Consider the following 24268-nt stretch of genomic DNA (forward strand, 5'->3'; position numbering starts at 1 on the left):
TATGAACGAATTTCAGCTGAAATACGGCACGAACCCCAACCAGAAGCCCGCCCGCATCTACATGGCGGACGGCAGTGACCTGCCTGTGCAGATTTTGAACGGACGCCCGGGCTACATCAACTTTCTGGATGCGTTCAACTCCTGGCAGCTCGTGCGCGATTTGAAGAAGGCACTCGGCCAGCCCGCTGCCGCCAGCTTCAAGCACGTTTCCCCCGCCGGTGCGGCCATCGGTCTGCCGCTGGATGAGACCCTGCGCGCCATGTACCACATTGCGCCGGAGACCGAGCTTTCCCCGCTGGCCTGCGCCTACGCCCGTGCCCGCGGTGCGGACCGTATGTCCAGCTTCGGCGACTGGATCGCGCTGTCCGATGTCTGCGACCTGAGCACCGCGAAGCTGATTCAGCACGAGGTCTCCGACGGCATCATTGCGCCCGGCTACGACGCCGACGCGCTGGAGGTGCTGAAATCCAAGAAGAAGGGCGGCTACGCCATCGTCCAGATCGACGCCGACTACGAGCCGAAGCCGCTGGAGACCCGCACGGTCTTTGGCGTGACCTTCGAGCAGGGCCGTCAGGACCTGGACATTTCCAATGAGACGATGCTGCAGAACGTTGTGACCGAGAACAAGGTCATCAGCGACGAGCAGCGCCGCGACCTCATCATCAGCCTGATCGTGCTGAAATACACCCAGTCCAACAGCGTCTGCTACGTGCAGGACGGCCAGACCATCGGCGTCGGTGCGGGCCAGCAGAGCCGCGTGCACTGCACCCGTCTGGCGGGCCAGAAGGCCGACAACTGGCAGCTGCGCCACATGCCGAAGGTGCTGGACCTGCCGTTCCGCGCTGACATTGCCAAGCCGAACCGCGACAACGCGATTGATGTTTACATCGGCGACACGCCGGAGGATGTCATCGGCGACGATGTCTGGGCCGAGACCTTCACCGAGCAGCCGGCCCCGCTGACCGCCGAGGAAAAGCGCGCCTGGCTGGATGCCGTGACCGGTGTGAGCCTGGGCAGTGATGCCTTCTTCCCGTTCGGCGATAACATCGAGCGCGCGCGCCGCAGCGGCGTGACCGCCATTGTACAGCCGGGCGGCTCCATCCGCGACGCACAGGTGATCGACACCTGCAACAAGTACGGCATTGCGATGGCGTTCTGCGGCATCCGGCTGTTCCATCATTAAACGCAAAAAACAACTCGCCTGCGGCGATTTTTCGTCGCGGGCTGTTGTGCTGTCAAGGAGGACGCTTATGAAAATTCTGGTTGTCGGCGGCGGCGGGCGTGAGCACGCCATCATCCGCGCGCTGAAAAAAAGCCCCCGCTGCTCCGAGATCTGGTGTGCGCCCGGCAACGGCGGCATCAGCTATGACGCCCACTGCAAGGCCATCCCGGCCACCGACGTGGACGCCATGGTCAAATTTGCCAAGGAAGAAGCCTTTGACTATGTCGTCGTCGCCCAGGACGACCCGCTGGCGCTGGGCATGGTCGATGCGCTGGCCGCTGTGGGCATCCCGGCATTCGGTCCCGACAAGGCCGCGGCCCGCATTGAGGCCAGCAAGGTGTTCAGCAAGGACCTGATGAAGAAATACGGCATTCCTACGGCCAAATATGAGACGTTCGACGACCCAGAGAAGGTCATGGACTACATCAAAGCCGAGGGCAAATACCCCGTCGTCATCAAGGCGGATGGTCTGGCGCTGGGCAAAGGCGTGCTGATCTGCCAGAATGAGCAGGAGGCTGCCGACGGCGTCAAGGAGATCATGCTGGACAAAAAGTTCGGCGCATCCGGCAACCATGTGGTCGTCGAGGAGTTCCTGACCGGCCCCGAGGTCAGCGTTCTGTCCTTCTGCGACGGCAAGACCGTCAAACCGATGGTCTCGAGCATGGACCACAAGCGTGCTCTCGACCACGACGAGGGCCTGAACACCGGCGGCATGGGCACCGTGGCCCCGAACCCCTACTACACGCCCGCAGTCGCCGAGCGCTGCATGCAGGAGATTTTCCTGCCCACGGTTGCGGCCATGCAGGCCGAGGGCTGCCCCTTCAAGGGCTGCCTGTATTTCGGCCTGATGCTGACCCCCGACGGCCCGAAGGTCATCGAGTACAACTGCCGCTTCGGCGACCCCGAGACGCAGGTCGTGCTGCCCCTGCTGGAAAGCGACCTGCTGACCGTGATGGAGGCCACAACGAACGGCACGCTGGACAAGACCGATGTCAAATTCAGCGACGGCGCGGCGGCTTGCGTCATCTTAGCCAGCGGCGGCTACCCCCTCGCCTACGAGAAGGGCAAGGAAATCACCGGCCTGACCGCGGGCCAGCTGGACGCCGCCGATGTGACGGTCTACCACGCCGGCACGGCCATCAAGGGCGGCAGCCTCGTCACGAACGGCGGGCGCGTGCTGGGCGTGACCGCCACGGCCAACACCCTGCCCGAGGCGCTGAAAAAGGCGTATGCTGCCACGGAGAGCATCCATTTTGACAAGCTGCACAAGCGCAGTGACATTGGGGCAAGAGCGCTGGCAGCAACGCAGTAAAAAGGCTTCCCCATCGGGGGAAGCTGTCACCGAAGGTGACTGATGAGGGCAAACTTCCCGCAGCGATCCGTCAACGGGATACAGCGGTGCACTTTCCCCTCATCCGACCTCGGACGGGGCCTCGGCCACCTTTTTTCCCCCAGGGGGAAGGCTTTCCGTCCGTCACTTCCTGCAAATTCAACTCTCAGGAGGAAATACAATGGTATATCGCATTTATGTTGAGAAAAAGCCCGGCTTTGACGGCGAGGCACAGGGGCTTCTGCATGAGCTGGTCGATCTGGTCGGCATCCAGAATCTGACCGGTCTGCGCCTTTTGAACCGCTATGACGTCGAGGGCATCGACGCAGTGCTGTTCCAGCAGGCTGTGCCCACCGTGTTCAGTGAGCCGCCTGTTGACGTGACCTACGACAAGCTGCCCGACGCCAAGACCGTTTTTGCCGTCGAGTACCTGCCCGGCCAGTTTGACCAGCGCGCCGACTCTGCCAGCGAGTGCATCCAGCTGCTGAGCCAGGGCGAGCGCCCCGCGGTCCGCTCCGCCCGCGTCTATCTGCTGGACGGCGACCTGACCGACGCCGACCTGGCCGCCATCAAGAAGTATGTCATCAACCCCGTCGAGGCCCGCGAGGCAAGCCTTGACGAGCGCAGCACCCTGAAAATGGAGTTTGCCATCCCGACGGAGGTCGAGACGCTGACCGGCTTCACCGCACTGGACGACGACGCGCTGGAAGCATTCCGCAATGAGAAGGGCCTGGCGATGGACCATGCGGACATCGTGTTCTGCCAGAACTACTTCAAATCCGAGCACCGCGACCCGACCATCACCGAGATCCGTCTGATCGACACCTACTGGTCCGACCACTGCCGCCACACGACGTTCGGCACGATCCTGGACGACGTGAAGATCGACGACGAGCTGGTGCAGGCCGCATTTGACCGCTACATGGCACTGCGCGCCGAGACGGGCCGCGACAGGAAAAACCGCACCCTGATGGACTGCGCGACCATCGGTGCCAAGGCGCTGAAGCAGCGCGGCATTCTGAAGAACCTTGACGAGAGCGAGGAGATCAACGCCTGCACCGTCAAGATCAAGTGTGACGTGGACGGTGAGCAGCAGGACTGGCTGTTCCTGTTCAAGAACGAGACCCACAACCACCCCACCGAGATCGAGCCCTTCGGCGGCGCGGCGACCTGCATTGGCGGTGCCATCCGTGACCCGCTGTCCGGACGCAGCTATGTCTATCAGGCCATGCGCGTGACCGGTGCGGCTGACCCGCTGAAGCCTGTTTCCGAGACAATGCCCGGCAAGCTGCCCCAGCGCAAGCTGGTCACGACGGCTGCCGCGGGCTATTCCAGCTACGGCAACCAGATCGGCCTTGCCACCGGTCAGGTCGCAGAGCTGTACCACCCCGGCTACGCCGCCAAGCGCATGGAGATCGGCGCAGTTGTCGGCGCGACGCCTGCCAGCCATGTCCGCCGCGAGGAGCCCGCCCCGGGTGATGTCGTCATCCTGCTGGGCGGACGCACGGGCCGCGACGGTGTCGGCGGTGCCACCGGTTCCTCCAAGGCGCACAAGCTGACAAGCCTTGAGACCTGCGGTGCCGAGGTGCAGAAGGGCAACGCGCCCATCGAGCGCAAGCTGCAGCGCCTGTTCCGCCGCGAGGACGCCTGCCGCCTTATCAAGCGCTGCAACGACTTCGGCGCGGGCGGTGTCTCCGTTGCCATCGGTGAGCTGGCCGACGGTCTGCACATCGACCTGAACAAGGTCACCCGCAAATACGAGGGTCTGGACGGCACCGAGCTGGCCATCTCCGAGAGCCAGGAGCGCATGGCCGTGGCCGTCGCTGCCGAGGACGCCGAGACCTTTATGAAGTACGCCGCCGAGGAAAACCTCGAGGCGACGATCGTTGCCACCGTCACCGAAGAAAAGCGTATGCGCGAGGTCTGGAACGGCAAGACCATCGTTGACCTCTCCCGCGAGTTCCTGAACTCCAACGGTGCCGAGCGCCACGCTGATGCGCACATCCTGCCGGGCCATGTCTGGCAGCCCCAGTTTGCCGGTGCCACGTTTGAGCAGAAGCTGGAATCCATGGTCAGCGACCTGAACGTATGCAGCCAGAAGGGCCTGGGCGAGCGGTTCGACTCCACCATCGGCGCAGCCACCGTGCTGATGCCCTACGGCGGCAAGTACCAGCTGACCCCGACGATGGCCATGGCCGCCAAGCTGCCCGTGGACGGCGAGACGACGACCTGCTCCGGCATGGCGTGGGGCTTCAACCCCTACCTGACCGAGGCTGACCCCTACCGCGGCGCGTATATGGCCGTGGTCGAGAGCGTGACCAAGCTGGTCTGCGCGGGCTTCCACCACGAGGATATGTACCTGACGTTCCAGGAATATTTTGAACATATGAACGATAAGCCCGAGCGCTGGGGCAAGCCGCTGGCCGCCCTGCTCGGTGCGCTGGATGCCCAGATGGGTCTGGGCATTGCGTCCATCGGCGGCAAGGACTCGATGTCCGGCAGCTTTGAGGGACTGGACGTGCCCCCGACGCTCGTCAGCTTTGCGACGGCCATCGGCAACACCCGCGACGTGCAGAGCCCCGAGTTCAAGAAGGCCAACAGCTCCGTTGTCATCCTGCGCCCCAACTACAAGAACGGTCTGCCCGAGATCGGCAGCCTGATTTCCATTTACAAGACCGTCGAGCAGATGATCGACGAGGGCAAGGTGCTGGCTGCCGCCACGCCGGGCTACGGCGGTGTGGCCGAGGCACTGTTCAAGATGTGCGTCGGCAACCATGTGGGTCTGCAGCTGTCCAATGACATCGACCTGAACGATCTGTTCAAGCCCGCCTACGGCGCGGTCATTCTGGAGCTGCTTGATGCCTCCGCCGGTGAGTTCCTCGGCTTCACCACCGTGGACTACACGCTGGAGGCCGAGGGCAAGGCCATTGACCTGGCCCGTCTGCAGGAGCTGTGGGAGCAAAAGCTCGAGCCGGTATTCCCCTACCGCAAGGCCGGTGAGTTCGTCCCCGCGCTGGAGCATGACTGCCCCGCCAACAAGCGCGTGGCTCCCTCTGTGCGCCTGGCGACGCCGCGGGTCGTCATCCCCGTATTCCCCGGCACGAACTGCGAGTACGACACGGCCCGCGCGTTCCGCCGCGCAGGCGGCGACCCGCATGTTCTGGTGCTGAAAAACCTGACCCCCGCCAACGTGGCCGAGAGCTGCGAGGCGCTGGTGAAGGAGCTGGACGAGGCGCAGATCCTGATGCTGCCGGGCGGCTTCTCCGGCGGCGACGAGCCGGACGGCAGCGCCAAGTTCATTGCGGCGTTCTTCCGCAATCCGTCGGTGGCCGACGCAGTCAACCGTCTGCTGAACCAGCGCGACGGTCTGGCTCTGGGCATCTGCAACGGCTTCCAGGCACTCATCAAGCTGGGCCTGGTCCCCTACGGCGAGATCCGTCCCATCACCGAAAGCGACCCGACGCTGACGTTTAATACGATCCACCGCCACCAGTCCATGCTGGTGCGTACCCGCGTGGCCAGCAACAAGAGCCCCTGGCTGAGCAAATGCGACATCAACGACGAGCACCTGATCGCCATCAGCCACGGCGAGGGCCGCTTTGTCTGCAACGAGCAGCTGCTGAACCAGCTCATCGACAACGGCCAGATTGCGACCCAGTACGTTGACCTGCTTTGCCGCCCGACGATGGACATGCGCTACAATCCGAACGGCTCCGTGCTGGCAATCGAGGGCATCACGAGCCCGGATGGCCGTGTCTTTGGCAAGATGGGCCACAGCGAGCGCAGCGGCGAGCAGCTCTATAAGAACGTCACCGGTGACAAATACCAGCCGATCTTTGAGGGCGGCGTGAATTATTTCAAGCTTTGATATTTCGGGAAGTTTCTGCTATACTGGAACTATCAGCTTAAAAGATTGTGAGGATTTGACCCAATGGCACAACACGACAAATATATTTCGCCGTTCTCTACCCGCTATGCGTCGGATGAGATGCAGTACATCTTCTCTGACGACAACAAGTTCCGCACCTGGCGCCGGCTGTGGATCGCGCTGGCTAAGGCCGAGCAGAAGCAGGGCTTGGCCATCACCGATGAGCAGATTGCCGAGTTGGAGGCACACAAGGACGACATCAACTATGAGGACGCCATTGCGCGCGAGAAGCTCGTCCGCCATGACGTGATGAGCCACGTCTACGCCTACGGCCTGCAGTGCCCCAAGGCAAAGGGCATCATCCATCTGGGCGCGACCAGCTGCTATGTCGGTGACAACACCGACGTCATCATCATGCGCGAGGGCCTGCAGCTCGTGCGCAAAAAGGTCATCGGCGTGCTGGCAAATCTGGCCAAGTTCGCCGACGAGTACAAGGCCATGCCCTGCCTGGCCTACACCCACTGCCAGCCCGCACAGCTGACCACCGTCGGCAAGCGCGCCACACTCTGGATGAACGAGCTGTACATGGATCTGGAGGAGCTTGACCACCAGATCTCCCAGCTGGCGCTGCGCGGCGTTAAGGGCACCACCGGCACCCAGGCCAGCTTTGTGGAGCTGTTCAACGGCGACTCCGCCAAGATCAAGGCCGTCGAGGCCGACGTCTGCGCCCAGATGGGCTTTACCAAGGTCGTGCCGGTCTGCGGCCAGACCTACAGCCGCAAAGTGGACTACAATGTGCTGTCCGCCGTGGCGGGCATCGGCCAGTCCGCCATGAAGATGGCAACGGACATCCGCCTGCTGGCGAACTTCAAGGAGATGGAGGAGCCGTTTGAGAAGAACCAGATCGGTTCCTCCGCTATGCCCTACAAGCGCAACCCCATGCGCTGCGAGCGCATCTGTGCGCTGAGCCGCTACCTGATGGTGGATGTGCTGAACCCCGCCATCACTGCCGGTACCCAGTGGTTTGAGCGCACGCTGGACGACTCCGCCAACAAACGCATTGCGATGGCCGAGGGCTTCCTGGCTGCTGACGCCATCCTGAACATCCTGCTGAACGTCTCCGACGGGCTGGTCGTCTACCCGAAGGTCGTCCGTGCCCGCGTCATGGCCGAGCTGCCGTTCATGGCAAGCGAGAACATCATGATGAAGGCCGTCAAGAAGGGCGGTGACCGTCAGGAGCTGCACGAGCGTCTGCGTGAGCACGCCGTGGCCGCCGCTGCCGTTGTCAAGCAGGAGGGCAAGCCCAACGACATGATTGCCCGCGTCGAGGCTGACCCCGCGTTCGGCCTGACCCGCGAGGAAATCGAGGCCGAGCTCTCCCCCGAAGCCTTTACGGGCCGCAGCGCCGAGCAGGTCACCGAGTTCCTGCGCGACGTCATCCAGCCCGTGCTGGACGCCAACAAAGAGGACCTGGGCCAGCATGTGGAGCTGAACGTCTGATTGATTGCATCGTAAATTGTAGGGGCGAATGTTTGCATCCGCCCGCAGGTCGATGACAAGCATCGCCCCCTACAACATAGTAAAAGCCCCGCAGCGTCTTTTGTTGAACAGCACCCCACTTGTTAGATAGTATATCATACTGTCTAACAAATGGGGTGCTGTTCATTTTTTGAATTCTGGCGTATATCGTTTGTTTGGTACTCCTTTTGGCATAGCAAAACACCCCACTTGTTAGATAGTATACCATACTGTCTAACAAATGGGGTGCAGTTCACATCATCAGTGCAACTATCTTTTTAACCTTTTTAAGCATTTTTTTCATCTCCTTGCAGATTGTTAAATAGTGCCTTCACATCATCTATAAGCATTGGATTAACAGTTGCCATACTGTTATAATAAGGTTCACTTCCGTCAATAGAGAAAAGCATCTGATAACTACTTCTCCCTTGGAGAAAATACAAATCCACCCCATCATATTCAGTACCACCACGGTATTTTGCAATGAATCGCATATGTAGCGGATCTGAAACGAGGCTTGCATCCGATGCGTCCGTCACCTGATGTCTATATACAATATAGAGACAGATTGTCTTATCTGACGGCAATTCAATACATTGCCCATAAATATCAGGTCCTATCGTTTTGCATTCATCAATCCACTCATTAATTGCCGAATATTTTTTTAGTTGTATAGCAGGAACAGAATAAAAAGCTTTATGTTGATAATTTTCTCTTAGAACAAACCCACTTGCAAGTATAGCAACTACTGCCAGTATGGCAAGCCCAATAAAGCATATTCCGCCGAGAAGAATCTTCATCGGTGAATCTGTCTTCTTTCCCCTTACTTCCTGCACTACAATAGCAACTAATATTAGGACAACCGATATTGCAGGGATAAAAAACAATGCCACAATTCCAATAGAAAAAAAGCAGAGAAATGCTATCCCAACATATACTGCCCAAAGTTCAATCAACAATCTCTTTGTTAATCTCTTTTTACAAATAGTTCTTGCATTGCCTTCATCTTCGGTAGACGATTTATTCTCCATTTCCTGTAGGCCTAGAATATCTATCAGTCTATGTGCATTTGTAACACTGGGTGTTGAAATTTCTTGTTCCCATTTTGCAATCGTTTGTCTCGATACTCCAAGTTCTGCCGCCAAGGCCTCTTGCGTTAGTCCTTTTCGCTTTCTTGCCTCGGCAATTTGTTTTCCCGACAACATGCACTACACATCTCCTTTCTATTATCTTCTTCTAATACTAATTAAATCAAATTCGTCGCATACTTTCAAGCACTTTTATGACTACTTTATGTTAACTCCTTGATTTTTTGCTTATTATCTTAATATAGTTTCCTGCATTCTCCACAATAGTCTGATAGCATCCGCGCTAATTTCGCTCTGCCCTTTTTGGTTTTCGCTTACTCTCGCCACGATGTACGAACACGACACTGCTGCCATCAACTGCTACAATGCCACCTTGACCACAGACGGCAACTTTGCAACGGGCAGGGCCTCGGCTGGTGCCGACCAATAATGCGCAGAAATATCGCCTGTTTGAATTCATCACAAACGGAGAAAGAATTTGGATGTGTTAGACACATGTGCGTTGCGGATTTTTCTGAATCGGTGAACAACAACAATCCCCAAGGTAGCTCATGTGTAAGGCGCTGCGGGGTGTTTTTTATACGATTTTTTCTGTCGGCTTGTACAAAAAACGCCCCGACGGTTTGTCGGGGCGTTGGGGTTATTCTGTGGGCCCTTCGGGGTCGGTCTCCTCCTCGGGGGACGGGGTCGGCTCCGGGGCGGGTGTCGGTTCAGGGATATCGGGGTCGAAGTAGGCGCGGATGTCGCCGTCGCTGCGCTGGGTCGAGATGTCGAGCACGCCCTTATCACCGGTAGCCAGACCCTTTTCCGGGTCGGTCAGCGCGGCAGCGGCCAGCCGCAGCTTGTAGGCGAGGTTCGTCTCACTACCCAGCAGCACCTGAACGCGGTTTTGGTAGGTGAACTCAATATCACTCAGATCCTGGATGTTCAGCGCCGTCGTGCCGTCAAACAGGTTGTTCTCCTGCAGGCCGTCCCGCATTTCGGTCAGCGTTTGCAGTGCGCTGGCCTGCAGACCCGCTGTCTCCGCTGTGGCCTGCTGGGTCTCGCTAAGGAGTGAGTTATAGCTCTTGGGCTCAATGTTCTGCCCCACCACGGGGGAGAAATCTGTGGGCAGCGACATGGTCAGCAGAATCAGGCCGTCCGGCTGGCTGACGTCGGTGCGCAGAATTTTGAGGGAGTCGCTCAAGACCATCCACCCGCCGGAGTACATACAGGCGAACCTCTCCGTGGCGGGCTCGACCTTGATGATGACCGCGGCGGGCAGCTGAATCTCCACAGCGACATGCTCCAAATACGGGAACTGAAGCGCCAGCTGCCGGGTCTTTTCCGCGGTGGAGAAGGCGAACAGGTTGGAGTTTTTCTCGATGCCCAGCGCCTCGATCAGCTCGTCGGACGTGTAGATGCCGGTATCGACGGGCTGGGAGCGGTCATAGCTCTCTACCCGGAAGATCGTGACCTTGAACAGAAGGTTGATCGACACAAACGCACCCACGGCCAGCACGGCCAGCACGCCGAGTGCCCCCAGCAGACGGCGGCGGCGCTTTGCCCGTATGATCTCCGCCTGTGTGACGCGGCGCGTGCGCCTTGGCGTGCCGGGGCGGTAGCCTGCCTTCTGGGGATTGATCTCCTGCGCAGGGCGCTGCCGCGGGGGCGCATGCAGAGCAGGCGCGGCCTTTTCAGGCGGCGCTTTGGGGCGCGGGGCGTTCCTTTTTTCAAGGCCCAAGCGGCTGCCCATACTGCGGCGGGGCTGTTGGGCGTAGGAGCCGTTTGCGGATTTTTGCCTGCGGCTGCGCTGGTTGCGGTCCATAAGCGGCTCCTTTCCGGTGAATTTTGGGGCGGCTGCCCGTGGGTGGATGGTACGTTGGGCGGGCGCATATAGAATGCGCCCCTACGAGGTGTGCCCCGGCGACGCTCGTCGCAGCGGACGGGCGAACGATGTGCGCCCCTACAGGGTGTATGCAGCCTTGCTTAGCCGTTGACCAGCTTCAGCAGCTTTTCGGTAATCAAATCAAGGCTGTGCGGGTTGCCGAGGGTCTTGGCGTTGGCGCCCATCTCGGCCAGCTTGCCGGGGGTGGTCAGCAGGGTCTCGACAGTTTTGACAAGACCGTCACCGGTCAGGTTCTTTTCCTCGATGACGACTGCCGCACCGGCCTTTTGCAGCTCAAGGGCATTGTAATACTGGTGGTTTTCGGCCACGTTCGGGCTGGGGATCAGCACCGATGCGCGGCCCACGGCCTCAAGCTCGGCCAGCGTCAGTGCGCCGGAGCGGGCAATGACGAGATCTGCCGCGGCCAGCAGCTGGGGCATGTTGTTGATATACTCCGTCACGACGAGGTTCTCGCCGGGGGCAAAGCCCTTTTCCTTTTCCAGCCCTTCAAACAGCTTGACGCCGCGGCTGCCGGTGGCGTGCAGGTGAAGCACGTTCCGGTGCGTCTGCTTTTCCCAGGCGCAAAGGTCGGCCACGACCTGATTGATGCGGTCCGCACCGAGGCTGCCGCCGAAGCTCAAAATCACGGTGCGGTTTCCGGCGTTCAGCTTGGCGCGCGCTGCGGCGCGGTCCGCGGTCAGCACCTCGGGGCGGACAGGGTTGCCCACGACGGTGGTTTTTTCCGGCGCGCCGAGCTTTTCAACCGCGTCCGCGCTGGCGGCCAGCACAATGTTGACCTCCTTCGCCAGCAGCTTGTTGGTCACGCCCGGGAAGGCGTTCTGCTCATGGATGGCTGTCTTGATGCCGCGCCGGGCTGCCGCGCGGACGATGGGCCCGCTGACGTAGCCGCCGCAGCCGATGACAAGGTCGGGGTTGACCTCGTTCAGAATCTTTCGGGTGCGCGGGCCAGACAGCGCCAGATGCCAGATGGCTACGATGTTGCGGCCAATGTTTTCCAGGCTCAAATGGCGCTGGAATCCGTTGATCTCAATGTGATGGAAGGGGTAGCCTGCCTTGGTGACAAGGCCGTACTCCATCCCCTCGCGGCGGCCAGCAAAGTGGATCTCCGCCGTCGGGTCCGCGGCCTTCAGGGCACCGGCAATCGCCAGCGCCGGGTTGATGTGACCGGCTGTACCGCCGGCAGCAATTAAAACGCGCATGATGGACCTCCATGAGAATAAAATATAGGCTGTGCCCGCCGTGCCGCGGGCGCCGGGCGTCCCCCTTACCGCGCGGCTCTGCTGCGGTAGCGGGTGCGCTGCAGCATCCGTTCTGTCTCGGCGCGGTGCTGCTCTGCCAAGCGCTGTTCCCGGGCATTTCCGGCGCGCGAGATACTCAACAGCACGCCCATCTCGCTCAGCAGCAGCAGCAGACTAGTGCCGCCGGAGGAGAAGAATGGCAGGCTGATGCCGGTGTTGGGGATCAGTGCCGTGCCGACGGCGATATGCAGAAACACCTGCCAGGCGATCTGCGAGATGATGCCGATGCCCAGCACCGTGCCGTACAGGTCGGGCGCGCGCAGGGCGATCATAATGCCCATGATCAGCAGCACCGCAAACGCACCGATGAGGATAACACAGCCGAAGAAGCCCAGCTCCTCACCGATGACGCCGAAGATAAAGTCGTTTTCGGCGTAGGGCAGCCACTGGTGCTTCTGCACGCTCGCGCCGATGCCCACGCCGAACATGCCGCCTGTGGAGATGGCATAGATGCTCTGAAGGGTCTGCCACCCCATACCGGCAGTATCCAGCGGCGCAAGGCCCCAGGCAGCGTCCATACGGCCCGCGGCGTAGCCTTCCCCGCTGGCCAGCCCCTTCAGGAAGTAGCTGCCGGCTACTGCACACGCCGGAATGAGCGGCAGCAGCCAGCGGCCAGGTGAGAGGGTGCAGACGAGCATCGTGGCAAAAATCAGGCAGAGCAGGATCATGGCGGAGTTGTGCGGCTCCTTGTGCAACAGATACAGGATGGGCAGCAGCGGCAGCGCAGGCTTTATCGCGCCGTACCACAGCCTGTTCTTCTTGTCATAGTCGCGGTCCAGCATATCTGCCGTCCAGATCATGAGTGAGAATTTTGCCAGCTCCGACGGCTGGAAGGAGGCACCGCCCGGCAGATACACCCAGCGGTAGGTACCGTTGGTGTCCTCCGGGCTGAGCAGCGCCAGGATCAGCAGCACAATGGTGATGATGTACAGACTCTCACTCATCAAACGCAGTGCGCGGTAGTTGATGTTGGACAGGACCCACATAAAGAACAGCCCTACAATTGCAATCATGACCTGCGGTTTAATGATACTGTACAGTTTACCGCTGCTGGCGTAAGCGCTGGAATAACTGGCCGAGAACAGCATCGTCAGCCCGAAGAACAAAATGCCCAGCAGCAGGGCGAGAAAGCCCCGGGAGACCGGCCCCCGCTCCAGCTTGGGCAGGCGTATGATGGGTACCATGCGCACAATATTTCCGATGGTATGGTCAAACAAAAGGCCCAGCAGTGTACGCACAATGCTCACGGCAGTGCTCATGGGCGGTCACCTCCCTTAGGGGCAGAAACAGGCAGAGGCCGGGTAGGCCCGGCCCCGCTGCTTATGCCACGCAGATGTAAAAAATTCCCATTGCCACACCGATGACAGCGATCAGCGCAAAGAAGCCGTCGATCTTTACCTCGCGCCAGCCGCGCATCTCAAAGGCGTGGTGGATCGGCGTCATGCGGAAGATGCGCTTGCCGTGGGTCGCCTTAAAATACGTGCGCTGGATGACGACGGTCATCGCGTCCCAGATGTAGACAATGCCGAAAAAGAGCACCAGCTCGGGGCGCTGCATCACAAAGGCCAGCGCCGTAACGATGCCGCCGAAGAACATGCTGCCGGTGTCGCCCATAAAGACCTTGGCCGGGTAGAAGTTCCAGACCAGAAAGCCCGCGCAGGCACCCGCCGTGGCAGCGGCGATCAGCGAAACATGTACAAAGCCCAGCAGACTGCCGGCCAGCAGATAGCCGATCATCGACACGAAGGTCACGCCGGTGCACAGGCCGTCCAGACCGTCTGTCAGGTTGACAGCGTTGACAAGGAAGATGATGCCAAAGAAGGCGATGGGATAGTAGAGCAAGCCCATATCCACCAGCCCAAAAATCGGGAACTGGACCTGCGTGGTCAGCAGACCGAGGCTGTGCAGGCCGAACATGAACCCGAAGGTCAGCGCGATCTGCAAAATCATCTTCTGTGCCTCGGTCAGGCCGAGGTTGCGATGCCTGACGACCTTAATAAAGTCATCCAGAAAGCCGATGAGGCCCGAGCCGAACGCGAGAAACAGCACCAGCATACCGGCCTGCAGCTGCGGCATGCCAAGCACCTCCGGCAGCTTGGGGCTGTACATGACCCAGACGATGCCCAGTGTGGCCAGAATGCCCAGAATAAAGCAGAGGCCGCCCATGGTGGGGGTGCCGTTTTTCTTGCTGTGCCATGTGGGGCCCTCCTCGCGGATGGTCTGGCCAAAGTGCAGCCGGTGCAGCGCCGGGATCATAAATTTGCCCGCCACCGCCGTGATGGCAAAGCCGCCGACGGCTGCCGCCGCCAACAGGGATGAGATTTGCTCCATGCCGTTGATTCCTCCAAACGTGTGTTGGGGTGCTTACCCCTGCGGCAATTCCTTATAGTATTCCTGCAGCAGCTGCTCCAGGCCCATGCTGTGGCTGGCCTTGACCAGCACAGCGTCACCGGGGCGCACGAATTGCCGTACATATTGTAGCACTTCTTCCGCCGTTTGGCAATGCACCGCTGCAACCCCGCGCGCTTTTGCGGCCTCGGCCATGGCGGCGCTGCGCGGGCCGTAGGCGATGAGTGCATCAACGCCCGCGTCAGCAGCCCACTCGCCGGTATGGCGGTGCCCCTCCTCGCTCGCACCGCCCAGCTCAAGCATATCGCCGAGCAGCGCGATCTTCCGGGCATTGGGCAGTGCCTTGAGGACAGAGAGCGCAGCCTTCATGCTGTCGGGGCTGGCGTTGTAGCAGTCCTCAATGAAGGTGATGCCGCCCTTTTCCACAATATGCTGGCGCATGCCCGTCGTCCGGTAGGTCGCCAGCGCAGCAGCGCAGCGGGCAGCGTCCAGACCCAGGCGGGTCGCGGCGGCGTAGGCGGCCAGCGCGTCGTAGACCGTGTGGATGCCCGCTGTCGGGATGGCGGCATCGAACGTACCATACTGCGTATCGATGATTTTGAAGGTCGTGCCGTTTGCGCCGGTGACGACATCCACCGCGCGGACATCGGCATTCGCGGCGTCAATGCCGAACCAGACCGGCCGCAGGCGGCTGGGGATGCTTGCCGTGGGCAGCAGGTCGTTGTCCGCGTTCAGGGCCAGCGGTGCGCCGTCGGGCAGGCCGGTGCAGATCTCCAGCTTTGCCTTCAGTATATTCTCGCGCGTGCCGAGATTTTCCAGATGTGAGACACCGATCATCGTGATGATGCCCGCGCTGGGCCGGGCACAGCGGGTCAGACGCTCGATCTCGCCCGCGTGGTCCATGCCCATCTCGACAACGGCGTACTCGGTGTCGTTGGTCAGGCGGAACAGCGTGTTGGGCACACCGATGTCATTGTTCTGGTTGCCCTCGGTCTTGAGGGTCTTGCCGAAGGCGGAGAGCACCGCGTAGCAGAACTCCTTCGTCGTCGTCTTGCCGACACTGCCCGTGACGCCGATCATTCTGGGGTTGAACAGCATCCGGTAGTTGGACGCCATGCGGATCATGGCCTTGCCGCTGTCCGGCACAATGACCGTGCGGTCCGCAGGCACGCCCTCGACGGGATGGTTGGCAACGATATATTCTGCGCCGCTCCGGTAGGCACCGGCGGCGTAGTCATGGCCGTCAACACGCTCGCCGGGGAAGCAGACAAAAACGCAGCCCGGCTCGACCTTGCGGCTGTCGGTCACAACGGCGCGGATGGTGACCGGCTCGGCCAGCGTCAGTCCGGCCAGCAGTTGATTGGCAGGAATGGTTTGCATGAAAAAGACCTCCTATACAGAAATGCAGCGTTTTGCAAAAGCCCGGGTGCCCCTGCGGGGATGCTTACCCCTCCTCGTTTGCCGGGTCGATCTCCTCGGTCACCGTCGGGGCGTCATTGGTGGTATCCTCTCCGCTGTCCATCGTCAGCGTTATGATCGTGCCGTAGGCAGCGGAGGTTCCGGCCTCGACGTCCTGCGCCACGACCTTGCCGCTGCTGTCGCCGGCGAACTGCACGTTCAGGTTGGCGGCCTTGAGCATCTGCTCGGCAAAGGTGCCGGTCTTGCCGACGACGTCGGGCGTTGTGGTCATCGAGTTCTGGTCGGTAGCCGTGTACAGGTAAATGGTGGAGCCCGCGGGCACCACGCTGCCGCCGACGGGGTACTGGTAGACGATATTGCCGCTGCTGGGGCCGATCAGCTTATGCTTGAGGCCCAGGCGGTTCAGCGTGACCTGCGCGTTCGTCCAGGTGTAGTCCAGGCAGGTCTGCACGGTCACAGTGCCGGTGGGGTTGTAGTCAGCGTCCTGCTCGATGCCCAGATAGGGCGCGATCTCGCTGATGATGTTGCCAACGACGGGGGCCACGACCTGGCTGGCATAGTCCTTGACCCAGCGCGGGTCATCCAGCAGGACGAAAACCTCGATCTCGGGATCGTCGATGGGCAGCACAGCGGCAAAGCTCATCATTTTATAATAGTCGCCGTCGCCGCGCAGATGGCGGTCCGTGCGCTCTGCCGTACCGGACTTGCCGCCGATGCGGTAGCCCGCCACGTAGGCGTTGGCGCAGGAGTGGTAGTCCCCTGCCCCGTAGACGTTGTTTTCCATCATGGACAGCAGCTGCCGACTGACTTCTTCGGAGATGACCTGGCGGCGGATGTTCGTCTCGGTCTGGGAGATAATGTTGCCGTCCTTGTCAGAGATGGAATCCACGACATAGGGCGTAACAAGGTAGCCGCCGTTGGCAATGGCCGCTACGGCGGTAGCCATCTGCATCGGGGTGATGGACTCGTTCTGGCCGAAGGCCGCCGTGTACAGGTTTGTATCGACCTCTGCCATCTGCTCGGCGTTGTAGACGCTGGTCCAGCGGGTCTCGTTGGGCAGGTCGATGCCGGTGGGCTGGGTAAAGCCGAACGCCTGGATATAGTCGTAGAAGATCTGCGGCTTGAGCGTCTCTGCCGCCTGAATGAACCAGAGGTTGCAGCTGTGGTTCAGCGCACCTGCCATATCCAGCAGGCCGTGGACCTCGCCGTTGGCACAGCGGTAGGTGTGCTCCCACAGCTCGCTGCCCTCGTTGACGGTCAGGCTTCCGTTGCAGTAGAAGGTCTGCTCCGCACTCATAACACCGGAGTCCAGCCCTGCCGAGGCCGTGATGAGCTTGAACACCGAGCCGGGCATATACAGCTCGGTAATGTTCTTATTCTTCCACTGGGCCTCGCGCATCATACCCTGCAGCTGGGTAGCCTCGCTGGAGACCTCCTCGCCCTTCTCGTTCGTCGTCTTTTCATGGCTGATGATTCCGTCTGCAATGATGTCCTTGACGGCCTTCTCGCCCAGACGGCTTTCCAGCCAGTCAATGTCCTCCGCGTCGATCTCTGTTTTGGCCAGGATCTCGTTCATTTTGGGGTCGGTGATCGTCTTGGGGTCGTTGGGGTCAAACTGCTCAAGGGACGCCATCGCCAGGATCGCGCCGGTCTTGACATTCATGACAATGGCGCTCCCGCGGCCATGGACCGTAAAGGTGCTCATCGCCTCGGTCAGGTACTCCTCGACGATGGACTGTACGTTCTCGTCGATGGTCAGGTTCAGGTTGCTGCCGTCGATGGCTTCATGCACGTCGGCCTGACCGCTGGCCAGCGGGTCACCGTAGGCGTCCGTTTCGGCCACGCTGCGGCCCGGCGTACCGGCCAGCGTCTCGTCGTAATATTTTTCCAGTCCGTAGGCACCCGAGCCGTCCTCATTGCAGAAGCCCAGCACCGAGGCCAGGAACTCCCCATAGGGGTAAGTGCGGGAGGCTGCCTGTTCGCTGGTCAGGTAGAGGATACGGGTTGCCTTGCTGGTTTTGGACTCGCCGTCCTTCTTGTCCTCCTTATCCTCCTTTTCCTCGGTCTGCAGGCTCGTGTCCACCGCAGCGCCGTCCTTGAGGCGGTAGCTGTCTGCATAGGCCAGGATAGCATCCGCCACGGGCTTTTCGACACTCTTTTTCACCACACGGTACTGGTACGGCTCACCGGTATCCTTGTTGGACGCCGTCAGCGCCTTGTACACAGTATCCGCCGTTGTGCCGTCGTCCAGCAGCTCGGCAATGTGCTCTGCCGCTGTGCGGATCTGGTCCTCCGTCGCCCCGCTCTCTAAAATGGAGGACGGGTCGGCCACGATGTTCCATACCGTGCTGCTCTTGGCCAGCAGCTTGCCGTTGGCGCTGTAGATTGAGCCGCGCACAGCGGGCAGCGTTGTGTCCTTCAGCTGCTGGGTCACAGCCTCGGCGCGGTAGCTCTCGGCATCACGCACCTGCCACACATACAGCTGGTAGACCAGCACGCCGTAGCAGGCGAGGATAAATGCTATCATGCAAAACAGCGTCCAGTATTTTATGCGCTTGCTTGCCCGGGGACGATGCCGGGGGGAATGGTTGGGTCGTTGCTCTGTCATGGATACACCTTGTTATTTCAAAAGCCTTTTTGCCGACGGCAGCAAGGCCGTGCAGCAAAAAGGCTCGTAGCTGCATATTTCTGGTTGTTTTACGGATTCAGGCTGTCCAGCAGGCTCAGCGCTGCCGTGCGCACCTCATCCAACAGGCGGCCCGCGGCGCCGGTGTTCCGCTCAATGATGCTCTGGTCCTCCAGCTGGACGTAGGTGATCTGGCTGGGATCGGCCTTGACCAGTCCCAGCTCACCCTCGGCCACCTGCTGCAGACTGGCGCGGCTCGTGATGTCGTTCATCCGGGTGTTCAGGTAGTCGTATTCGCTCTGGGCCTCGGCCAGCTGGACGCTGACCTCATCGACCTGCGCGTTCAGTTCCATCAGCGTTGCACCGCTCATCAGGCTGCTGATTGCCAGCCCGCCAAACACGGCAAGGATCAGCACGATCACGGCAGTCCGCATCACATGGCGGACGCGGTTCAGGCCGTGGTTGCCGCCGCGCACCGCACGCACCTGCGGGCGCGGCGGGGGCTCCAGTTTCGGTGCTGCCGAGCCCTCGTGCAGCAAAACAGTTGTCATGAATAATGCCTATTATGCTTTCTCCAACACTCTCAATTTGGCGCTGCGGCTGCGACGGTTGGTCTCCAGCTCCGCGGCGTCAGCCTCAATGGGCTTGCGGGTAATCAGCTTGGCCTTGGCCACACCTCCGCAGGTGCAGATGGGCTGCTCCGGCGGGCAGGTGCAGCGCTGTGCCCAGCGGCGGAACTTGTTCTTGACGAGCCGATCCTCCAGGCTGTGGAAGGTGATGACGCAGAGCCGCCCGCCCGGGGCCAGACAGTCAAAGATGGCGTCGAGCCCCTCGTTCAGGGCGTCCAGCTCGGAGTTGACCGCAATGCGGATGGCCTGGAAGGTGCGGCGCGCCGGATTCTTCGCCTTGCGGCGCTCTGCCGGGGGCACGGCGGCGGCGACGATCTCGGCCAGCTGCAGCGTAGTCAGGATGGGCTGCTCCGCCCGCGCGGCGACAATTTTGCCCGCGATCTGCCAGGCATACGGCTCCTCACCGTAGTCACGCAGGATGCGGGTCAGCTCCTCACGATCCAGCGTGTTGACCAGATCCGCGGCGGTGGGGCCCTGCTGGCTCATGCGCATATCGAGCGGCGCGTCGGCATGGTAAGAGAAGCCGCGGGCCGCGTCGTCCAGCTGGTGGCTGGACACGCCGAGATCGAGCAGGGCCCCATTGACCGCCGGGATGCCAAGCTCCGCAAGGACCCGGGCGGCCTCACGGAAATTGACCTGCACCACCTGCGCCGGCAGACCCTTGAGCCTTTCGGTGGCGACTGCCACCGCATCCGGGTCCTGATCGAGCGAGATCAGACGTCCTGTGGTCAGGCGTTTGGCGATTTCTCTGCTGTGACCGGCGCCGCCGGCGGTGCCATCCAGATAGATACCGGCAGGGTCGATGTTCAGCCCGTCCAGACAGGGCTGCAGCAGTACGGGGATATGTGAAAATTCCATGTGTTATCGTCCTGTTTTGTTAAAAATCAAGGTCTTCCATCGCAGCGGTGAAGTCCTCATCGCTCGTTTCCTGGTTGGCGTTCCACGCCTCGGTGTTCCAGATCTCGGCAAAGCTGCGGCTGCCGATGATGGTCACATCGTGGTCGAGGCCCGCGTACTCCCGCAGCTTGGCGGGCAGCTGAATGCGGCCCTGCTTGTCCGGGGTGACCTCGACGGCGGAGGCGTAGAGCATACGGCTGACCTTGCGGCCCTTGACGAGGCCCTTTTCCTCAATTTTGGCGGCGACCTTTTCGAACTCCTCCGCCGGGAAGGCGGCCAGGCAGTGATCCAGCCACCGGGTCACGATGAAGGTCTCCCCCATCGCGTCCCGGAAGCGGGCGGGAAAGTTCAGACGTCCTTTTGCGTCGATTGCGTAATCATACTGACCGACGAGCATCCGGCTTTCCCTCCCTTCGTCATACTGCACAAATCTTCGGCAAGATTTTTTACGTCGCTGCGTTCAGTTTGTTAATAACTCTGTGGAGAACGTGGAAAACTACCCATTCTTCCCCACTTTTGTTGTTATTCACACCACAATTACCCACCTGTGGTAAAATAATAGTACCATTTTATTCAGCAAAAAGCAAGGGCAGGCGGGGAAAAACTGCGCCATGAATTGATTTTTCACAGTTTGTACAAAGGGATCGGGATACAGGTCAGCAGTTTGCAGCAAATGCGCACGCGGCAAAATTCCTGCCCCCGGGCAAAGAAATGCGCCGCACCATATTGCACGGTGCGGCGTTGTTTTTTCATATTGTGTTGCCATGGGCAGAAATGTGCCGTGAATAACAACACCTCTGCATTTTTTTACTTGGGCATATTATTCTTGGGGCGGGCGGCGCTGCGCAGATTCATACGGGTGTTCTTGATGTCCGCCATGCTTCGGCCCAGCACCTCCTCGGAGTTCTTCAGGATCGTCTCGCAGTACAGGGTCGCCTTGCGGGTCAGTTCCTTGGCGCTCTTCTGGGCAGCGGACAGGATCTCCGCCGCGTGCTGCTGACTGCGCTTGACGATCTCCTGCTCGCTGGTCAGGACGCGGGCGCGCTCCTCTGCCTGCTGAATGATGTTTTCGGACTCAATGCGGGCGTTCTGCATGATTTGCTCGCGGTCATTCACGATTTTTTTGCTCTCGCGGATCTCGTCGGGCAGATTGTTGCGCACCTCATCGATAATATCGCGCATACGGTCCACATCGACCATGCGCTTGGAAGCGGAGAACGGAACTATCGTCCCGGCCTCCAGCGTTTCTTCCATCATCTCCAACAGTTCTTCAACGTTCATACCTCTTCCCCTCTCTCATAGCGGCTGACCTTGATCTTGCCGTAGTTGTACTGCTTCACCAGCGTCAGAGCGCCCGCCTGCTCGGGCAGGTCGGCCTCGCGCTCGGTCTCGCAGAGCACGACCCCGCCGGGGGCCATCTTAGCGGCCAGCAGCGGCAGCACGGCAGCCACGGTATCATGGTGGAACGGCGGATCCAGCAGAGCCAAGTCAAACGGCCCGCGGATGTTGGCGAGAAAGCTCTCGGCCTCGCCCTGGCGTATATCACTCTGGCGGTCCACCCCTGCCGTTTTGCAGTTGGCCCTCACAACGGCGAGTGCCTCGGTGGAGCGGTCCACAAAGAGGCAGCTTTTGGCACCGCGGGACAGAGCCTCGATGCCCAGCTGACCGCTGCCTGCGAACAGGTCCAGCACCCGTGCCCCCGGCACCAGGAACTGCACGCTGGAGAACATGGCCTCCTTCACACGGTTGATGGTCGGGCGGGTAATGTCCTCGCCCGGCAGGGCCTGCAGATTTTTGCCGCGAGCTGTTCCGGCAATCACGCGCATGGTGCCGCACCTCTTTCCTCTCAAAATTTCGTTTATACAGATTCAGTATTTATTATGGTGCTTTGGCGTAGGATTGTCAAGGGTGCAAAATGTAAAATAAAATGGCAAAAGGGTAACAGAGGCAGGAAAACACGGCCCGGTGGGCTTGACAAACACCCCCGCAGATGGGTATAATAGATACTGTTGTTACGCGGCTGTCGTACAACGGCTAGTACATCAGCCTTCCAAGCTGAGGACGTGGGTTCGACTCCCATCAGCCGCTCCAATAAAAAATCCCTGTGTCACATTCAGACGCAGGGATTTTTTTATTGCAGAACGCAGCCGGGGCGAACAGCCTTCGCCCGCTGGGCCGGTTTCCGATTACAGCTTCACCAATTCTGCCTTCAGGTTCTTCAGTTCCTTCTCCAGGCGGTCCTTGTCCTTGTTGTAGTCCTGGTAGGCCTGCAGGCGGGCTTCGACGTTGGGGTCCTCGGCGGAGAGATAGCCGCTGTTCATAGAGGCTGTGTAGCTGAACTTCTTCAGCGTGCCGTTGAAGTCGATGACCATGAACTGGCCCTCGGCGGGCCGGACCGTGCCTGCGCCGAACATTTTATGGTTGATTTTACAGCCGGTCAGGTCGGGCAGCGCAGCAGGGTTCGCCAGCAGCTCCTGCAGCTCCTGCTCACATTCGCCGATGCGGATGCAAAGCTCGGCGCGGTCCGCCTTCTCCTTCACAGCCTTTGCGCGCTCCCTGCTCGTCGAGCCGCGGGTGTAGCCCTTCGGGTAGAACTGCTCGGCGTAGGCCGTGTGCAGGATGTCGTACACAAGCAGGTGCAGCGCGTCGTCGATGCCGCCCAGCTCCTGCTCCGCGTAGGCCTTGTGCAGGGCGATGATCTCCGGGTAGTTCTCCAGCGCGTGCAGCAGGTCGTTGCACATCGTGTAGTAACGCGGCAGGTCCAGCGCCGTGCCGCCGCCAAAGTCTGCCTCATACCCAAAGTAATCTGCCCACGCCTTCGCCTCGCTGGCCTGATAGAAGTAGTTCGCGTGCGGCTCCCACAGGTTCAGGAAGAACACCGCGTTGGCCGTGTTCATCGTATACTTGCTCATGCGCGGGAACACGCGGCGGAACCGCCCGTTGATCTGGTCAGCGAACAGTTCGGCGCGGCCCCGGCGCTTGGAAATATCACCGCCGTCCTCATTGTACAGCCAGCGGAAGCACTCGCGGACGAGTTCGACCTCGCTGTCGCGCAGCATCAGGTTCTGCAGGCCGCCGATGGGCTGCAGGGCCGGGTTGTCCAGCGTCGGCTGGGCCTGCTGCATGGCATCGGCAAACATGGCTGGAAAGTCGCTGTCCTCGATGTCCCAGTTCACGCCAAAGCAGTCTACCGCGCGCCAGACCGTTCCCTCATCGGCTGCCGCGCGGGCTTTGCAGTGCTGAACGTATTGTGCAAGGATCCCATTCAAATTCTCAGTATTCAAACCAATTCCTCCTAAAAAAATCAGCCTTCCCATTATAAAAGACCCTGCGCGGAGCGTCAAGACCGCAAAACGACAAAAAGCCCCCTCTTTCGAGGGGGCAAAATCGTCAGAAAATTTACAGGCTCGAGTAGCCGAAGCTGTTGACAAGCGCATCAATTTTCTTGCCCTGCCTGCACCACGGGCAGCTGTGGGAGTCGTAGGTTTCGTAGTCGGGAAGGTCGTGGGTGTCAAAGATGCTGGCCACGGGGTAGCCTGCGCACTCCTTGACCGACGCAAAGATCGACGCGATGCCGACGGGATCGCCGCCATAGTAGCGGATGGCCTCGACAGCGCCCTGCACGGTGAAGCCGGTGGTGACAGACGCCGCCAGCACCAGTACATGCTTACCGGCGATCATCGGGGCGGTGTTTTCGCGGAAAAGCAGCTGGCTGCCGGTGGTGTGCTCCGGCGTGACGACGTAAATTGTCTGGTGGGCGTTCATATTCGTATAGCCGGCCTTTGTCAGCTCACTGGCCATGCAGGCGCCGATGACCTCGGTGCCGTCCAGGCAGAGGATCGTGTCCACAATGGTCGTCGACTTGTACTCTCGCACCAGCTCGGCGGCGGCAGCGCGTGCCTCCGACAGGCGGAACTTTGTCAGGGTGACATCAATGTAGTAGTTGATATGGCTGTGGCTGGTGGCATAGTGCCCCTTGCTGACGCGCAGCTGCAAATTCGATTTGCCGGTGGGCAGTTTTACAAGATTCATCGCCATGGTGGTCTCCCCCTTAATGCTTTAACTGTTTATGGTACTATTGTACAAATTTGTGCATCAAAATACAAGGAACGCATTGCCCAAAATCCGGCGCTGAT

At 60.3% G+C, this 24268-nt stretch carries 18 protein-coding genes and 1 tRNA gene; 5 read left to right on the forward strand and 14 right to left on the reverse strand.

Annotated elements, in window-relative coordinates; genetic code table 11:
• Window position 1: 1 nt before the first annotated feature.
• The 4 genes from B5D32_RS05935 to purB all read left to right on the forward strand — a co-directional run bounded on the left by B5D32_RS05935 (window position 2) and on the right by purB (window position 7920).
• A complete protein-coding gene (locus tag B5D32_RS05935) occupies window positions 2-1183 on the forward strand; it encodes a phosphoribosylaminoimidazolecarboxamide formyltransferase (RefSeq protein WP_078784162.1) in 1182 nt (393 codons plus the stop codon).
• 67 nt (window positions 1184-1250) lie between these two features.
• Window positions 1251-2534: a phosphoribosylamine--glycine ligase gene (gene purD, locus B5D32_RS05940; protein WP_078784163.1), complete on the forward strand. Its 1284-nt coding sequence runs from the start codon at window positions 1251-1253 to the stop codon at window positions 2532-2534.
• Window positions 2535-2733: 199 nt separating this feature from the next.
• Complete coding sequence (locus B5D32_RS05945; protein WP_078784164.1) at window positions 2734-6420, forward strand: phosphoribosylformylglycinamidine synthase; 3687 nt, start codon at window positions 2734-2736, stop codon at window positions 6418-6420.
• A gap of 63 nt (window positions 6421-6483) precedes the next feature.
• Window positions 6484-7920, forward strand: a complete 1437-nt coding sequence (gene purB / locus B5D32_RS05950; protein WP_078784165.1) for an adenylosuccinate lyase — start codon at window positions 6484-6486, stop codon at window positions 7918-7920.
• Window positions 7921-8225: 305 nt separating this feature from the next.
• On the opposite strand, the gene B5D32_RS05955 is transcribed toward purB, so the two are convergent.
• From B5D32_RS05955 to rsmD, 12 genes are all read right to left on the reverse strand, one after another.
• Entirely contained in the window at window positions 8226-9143 is a 918-nt protein-coding gene (locus tag B5D32_RS05955; protein WP_078784166.1) for a helix-turn-helix transcriptional regulator, read from the reverse strand.
• 523 nt (window positions 9144-9666) lie between these two features.
• The gene (locus B5D32_RS05960; protein ID WP_078784167.1) at window positions 9667-10833 is read right to left on the reverse strand and encodes a cell division protein FtsQ/DivIB; all 1167 of its coding nucleotides are present in this window, start codon (window positions 10831-10833) and stop codon (window positions 9667-9669) included.
• A gap of 161 nt (window positions 10834-10994) precedes the next feature.
• Window positions 10995-12113 (reverse strand): undecaprenyldiphospho-muramoylpentapeptide beta-N-acetylglucosaminyltransferase, encoded by a 1119-nt coding sequence (murG, locus tag B5D32_RS05965; RefSeq protein ID WP_078784168.1) that lies wholly within the window; start codon window positions 12111-12113, stop codon window positions 10995-10997.
• A gap of 65 nt (window positions 12114-12178) precedes the next feature.
• Window positions 12179-13471: an FtsW/RodA/SpoVE family cell cycle protein gene (locus B5D32_RS05970; RefSeq protein ID WP_078784169.1), complete on the reverse strand. Its 1293-nt coding sequence runs from the start codon at window positions 13469-13471 to the stop codon at window positions 12179-12181.
• A gap of 61 nt (window positions 13472-13532) precedes the next feature.
• Complete coding sequence (gene mraY, locus B5D32_RS05975) at window positions 13533-14543, reverse strand: phospho-N-acetylmuramoyl-pentapeptide-transferase (protein WP_078784170.1); 1011 nt, start codon at window positions 14541-14543, stop codon at window positions 13533-13535.
• Window positions 14544-14576: 33 nt separating this feature from the next.
• Window positions 14577-15941 carry a UDP-N-acetylmuramoyl-tripeptide--D-alanyl-D-alanine ligase gene (locus B5D32_RS05980; protein WP_078784171.1) on the reverse strand — a complete coding sequence of 455 codons (1365 nt, stop codon included), beginning with the start codon at window positions 15939-15941 and terminating at the stop codon, window positions 14577-14579.
• A gap of 64 nt (window positions 15942-16005) precedes the next feature.
• Complete coding sequence (locus B5D32_RS05985; protein WP_159446993.1) at window positions 16006-18507, reverse strand: penicillin-binding transpeptidase domain-containing protein; 2502 nt, start codon at window positions 18505-18507, stop codon at window positions 16006-16008.
• A 170-nt stretch (window positions 18508-18677) separates the two neighbouring features.
• Window positions 18678-19157 carry a hypothetical protein gene (locus B5D32_RS05990; RefSeq protein ID WP_078784173.1) on the reverse strand — a complete coding sequence of 160 codons (480 nt, stop codon included), beginning with the start codon at window positions 19155-19157 and terminating at the stop codon, window positions 18678-18680.
• A gap of 12 nt (window positions 19158-19169) precedes the next feature.
• Window positions 19170-20093 carry a 16S rRNA (cytosine(1402)-N(4))-methyltransferase RsmH gene (gene rsmH / locus B5D32_RS05995; protein ID WP_078784174.1) on the reverse strand — a complete coding sequence of 308 codons (924 nt, stop codon included), beginning with the start codon at window positions 20091-20093 and terminating at the stop codon, window positions 19170-19172.
• Between the two features lie 19 nt (window positions 20094-20112).
• A complete protein-coding gene (gene mraZ / locus B5D32_RS06000; protein ID WP_078784175.1) occupies window positions 20113-20529 on the reverse strand; it encodes a division/cell wall cluster transcriptional repressor MraZ in 417 nt (138 codons plus the stop codon).
• A 410-nt stretch (window positions 20530-20939) separates the two neighbouring features.
• Window positions 20940-21413 (reverse strand): ATPase, encoded by a 474-nt coding sequence (locus B5D32_RS06005; protein WP_078784176.1) that lies wholly within the window; start codon window positions 21411-21413, stop codon window positions 20940-20942.
• Window positions 21410-21958 (reverse strand): 16S rRNA (guanine(966)-N(2))-methyltransferase RsmD, encoded by a 549-nt coding sequence (gene rsmD, locus B5D32_RS06010; RefSeq protein WP_078784177.1) that lies wholly within the window; start codon window positions 21956-21958, stop codon window positions 21410-21412. The genes B5D32_RS06005 and rsmD overlap by 4 nt, the downstream gene beginning before the upstream one ends.
• A 190-nt stretch (window positions 21959-22148) precedes the next feature.
• Here rsmD and B5D32_RS06015 point away from each other — a divergent pair.
• A tRNA-Gly gene (locus tag B5D32_RS06015) sits at window positions 22149-22223 on the forward strand.
• Between the two features lie 95 nt (window positions 22224-22318).
• Here the strand turns inward: B5D32_RS06015 and B5D32_RS06020 are convergent.
• Complete coding sequence (locus tag B5D32_RS06020) at window positions 22319-23416, reverse strand: hypothetical protein (RefSeq protein WP_078784178.1); 1098 nt, start codon at window positions 23414-23416, stop codon at window positions 22319-22321.
• Window positions 23417-23531: 115 nt separating this feature from the next.
• The gene (locus B5D32_RS06025) at window positions 23532-24170 is read right to left on the reverse strand and encodes a type I phosphoribosyltransferase (protein WP_078784179.1); all 639 of its coding nucleotides are present in this window, start codon (window positions 24168-24170) and stop codon (window positions 23532-23534) included.
• Window positions 24171-24268 lie beyond the last annotated feature (98 nt).

The sequence above is a fragment of the Gemmiger formicilis genome, assembly GCF_900167555.1.
Taxonomy (GTDB): domain Bacteria; phylum Bacillota; class Clostridia; order Oscillospirales; family Ruminococcaceae; genus Gemmiger; species Gemmiger formicilis.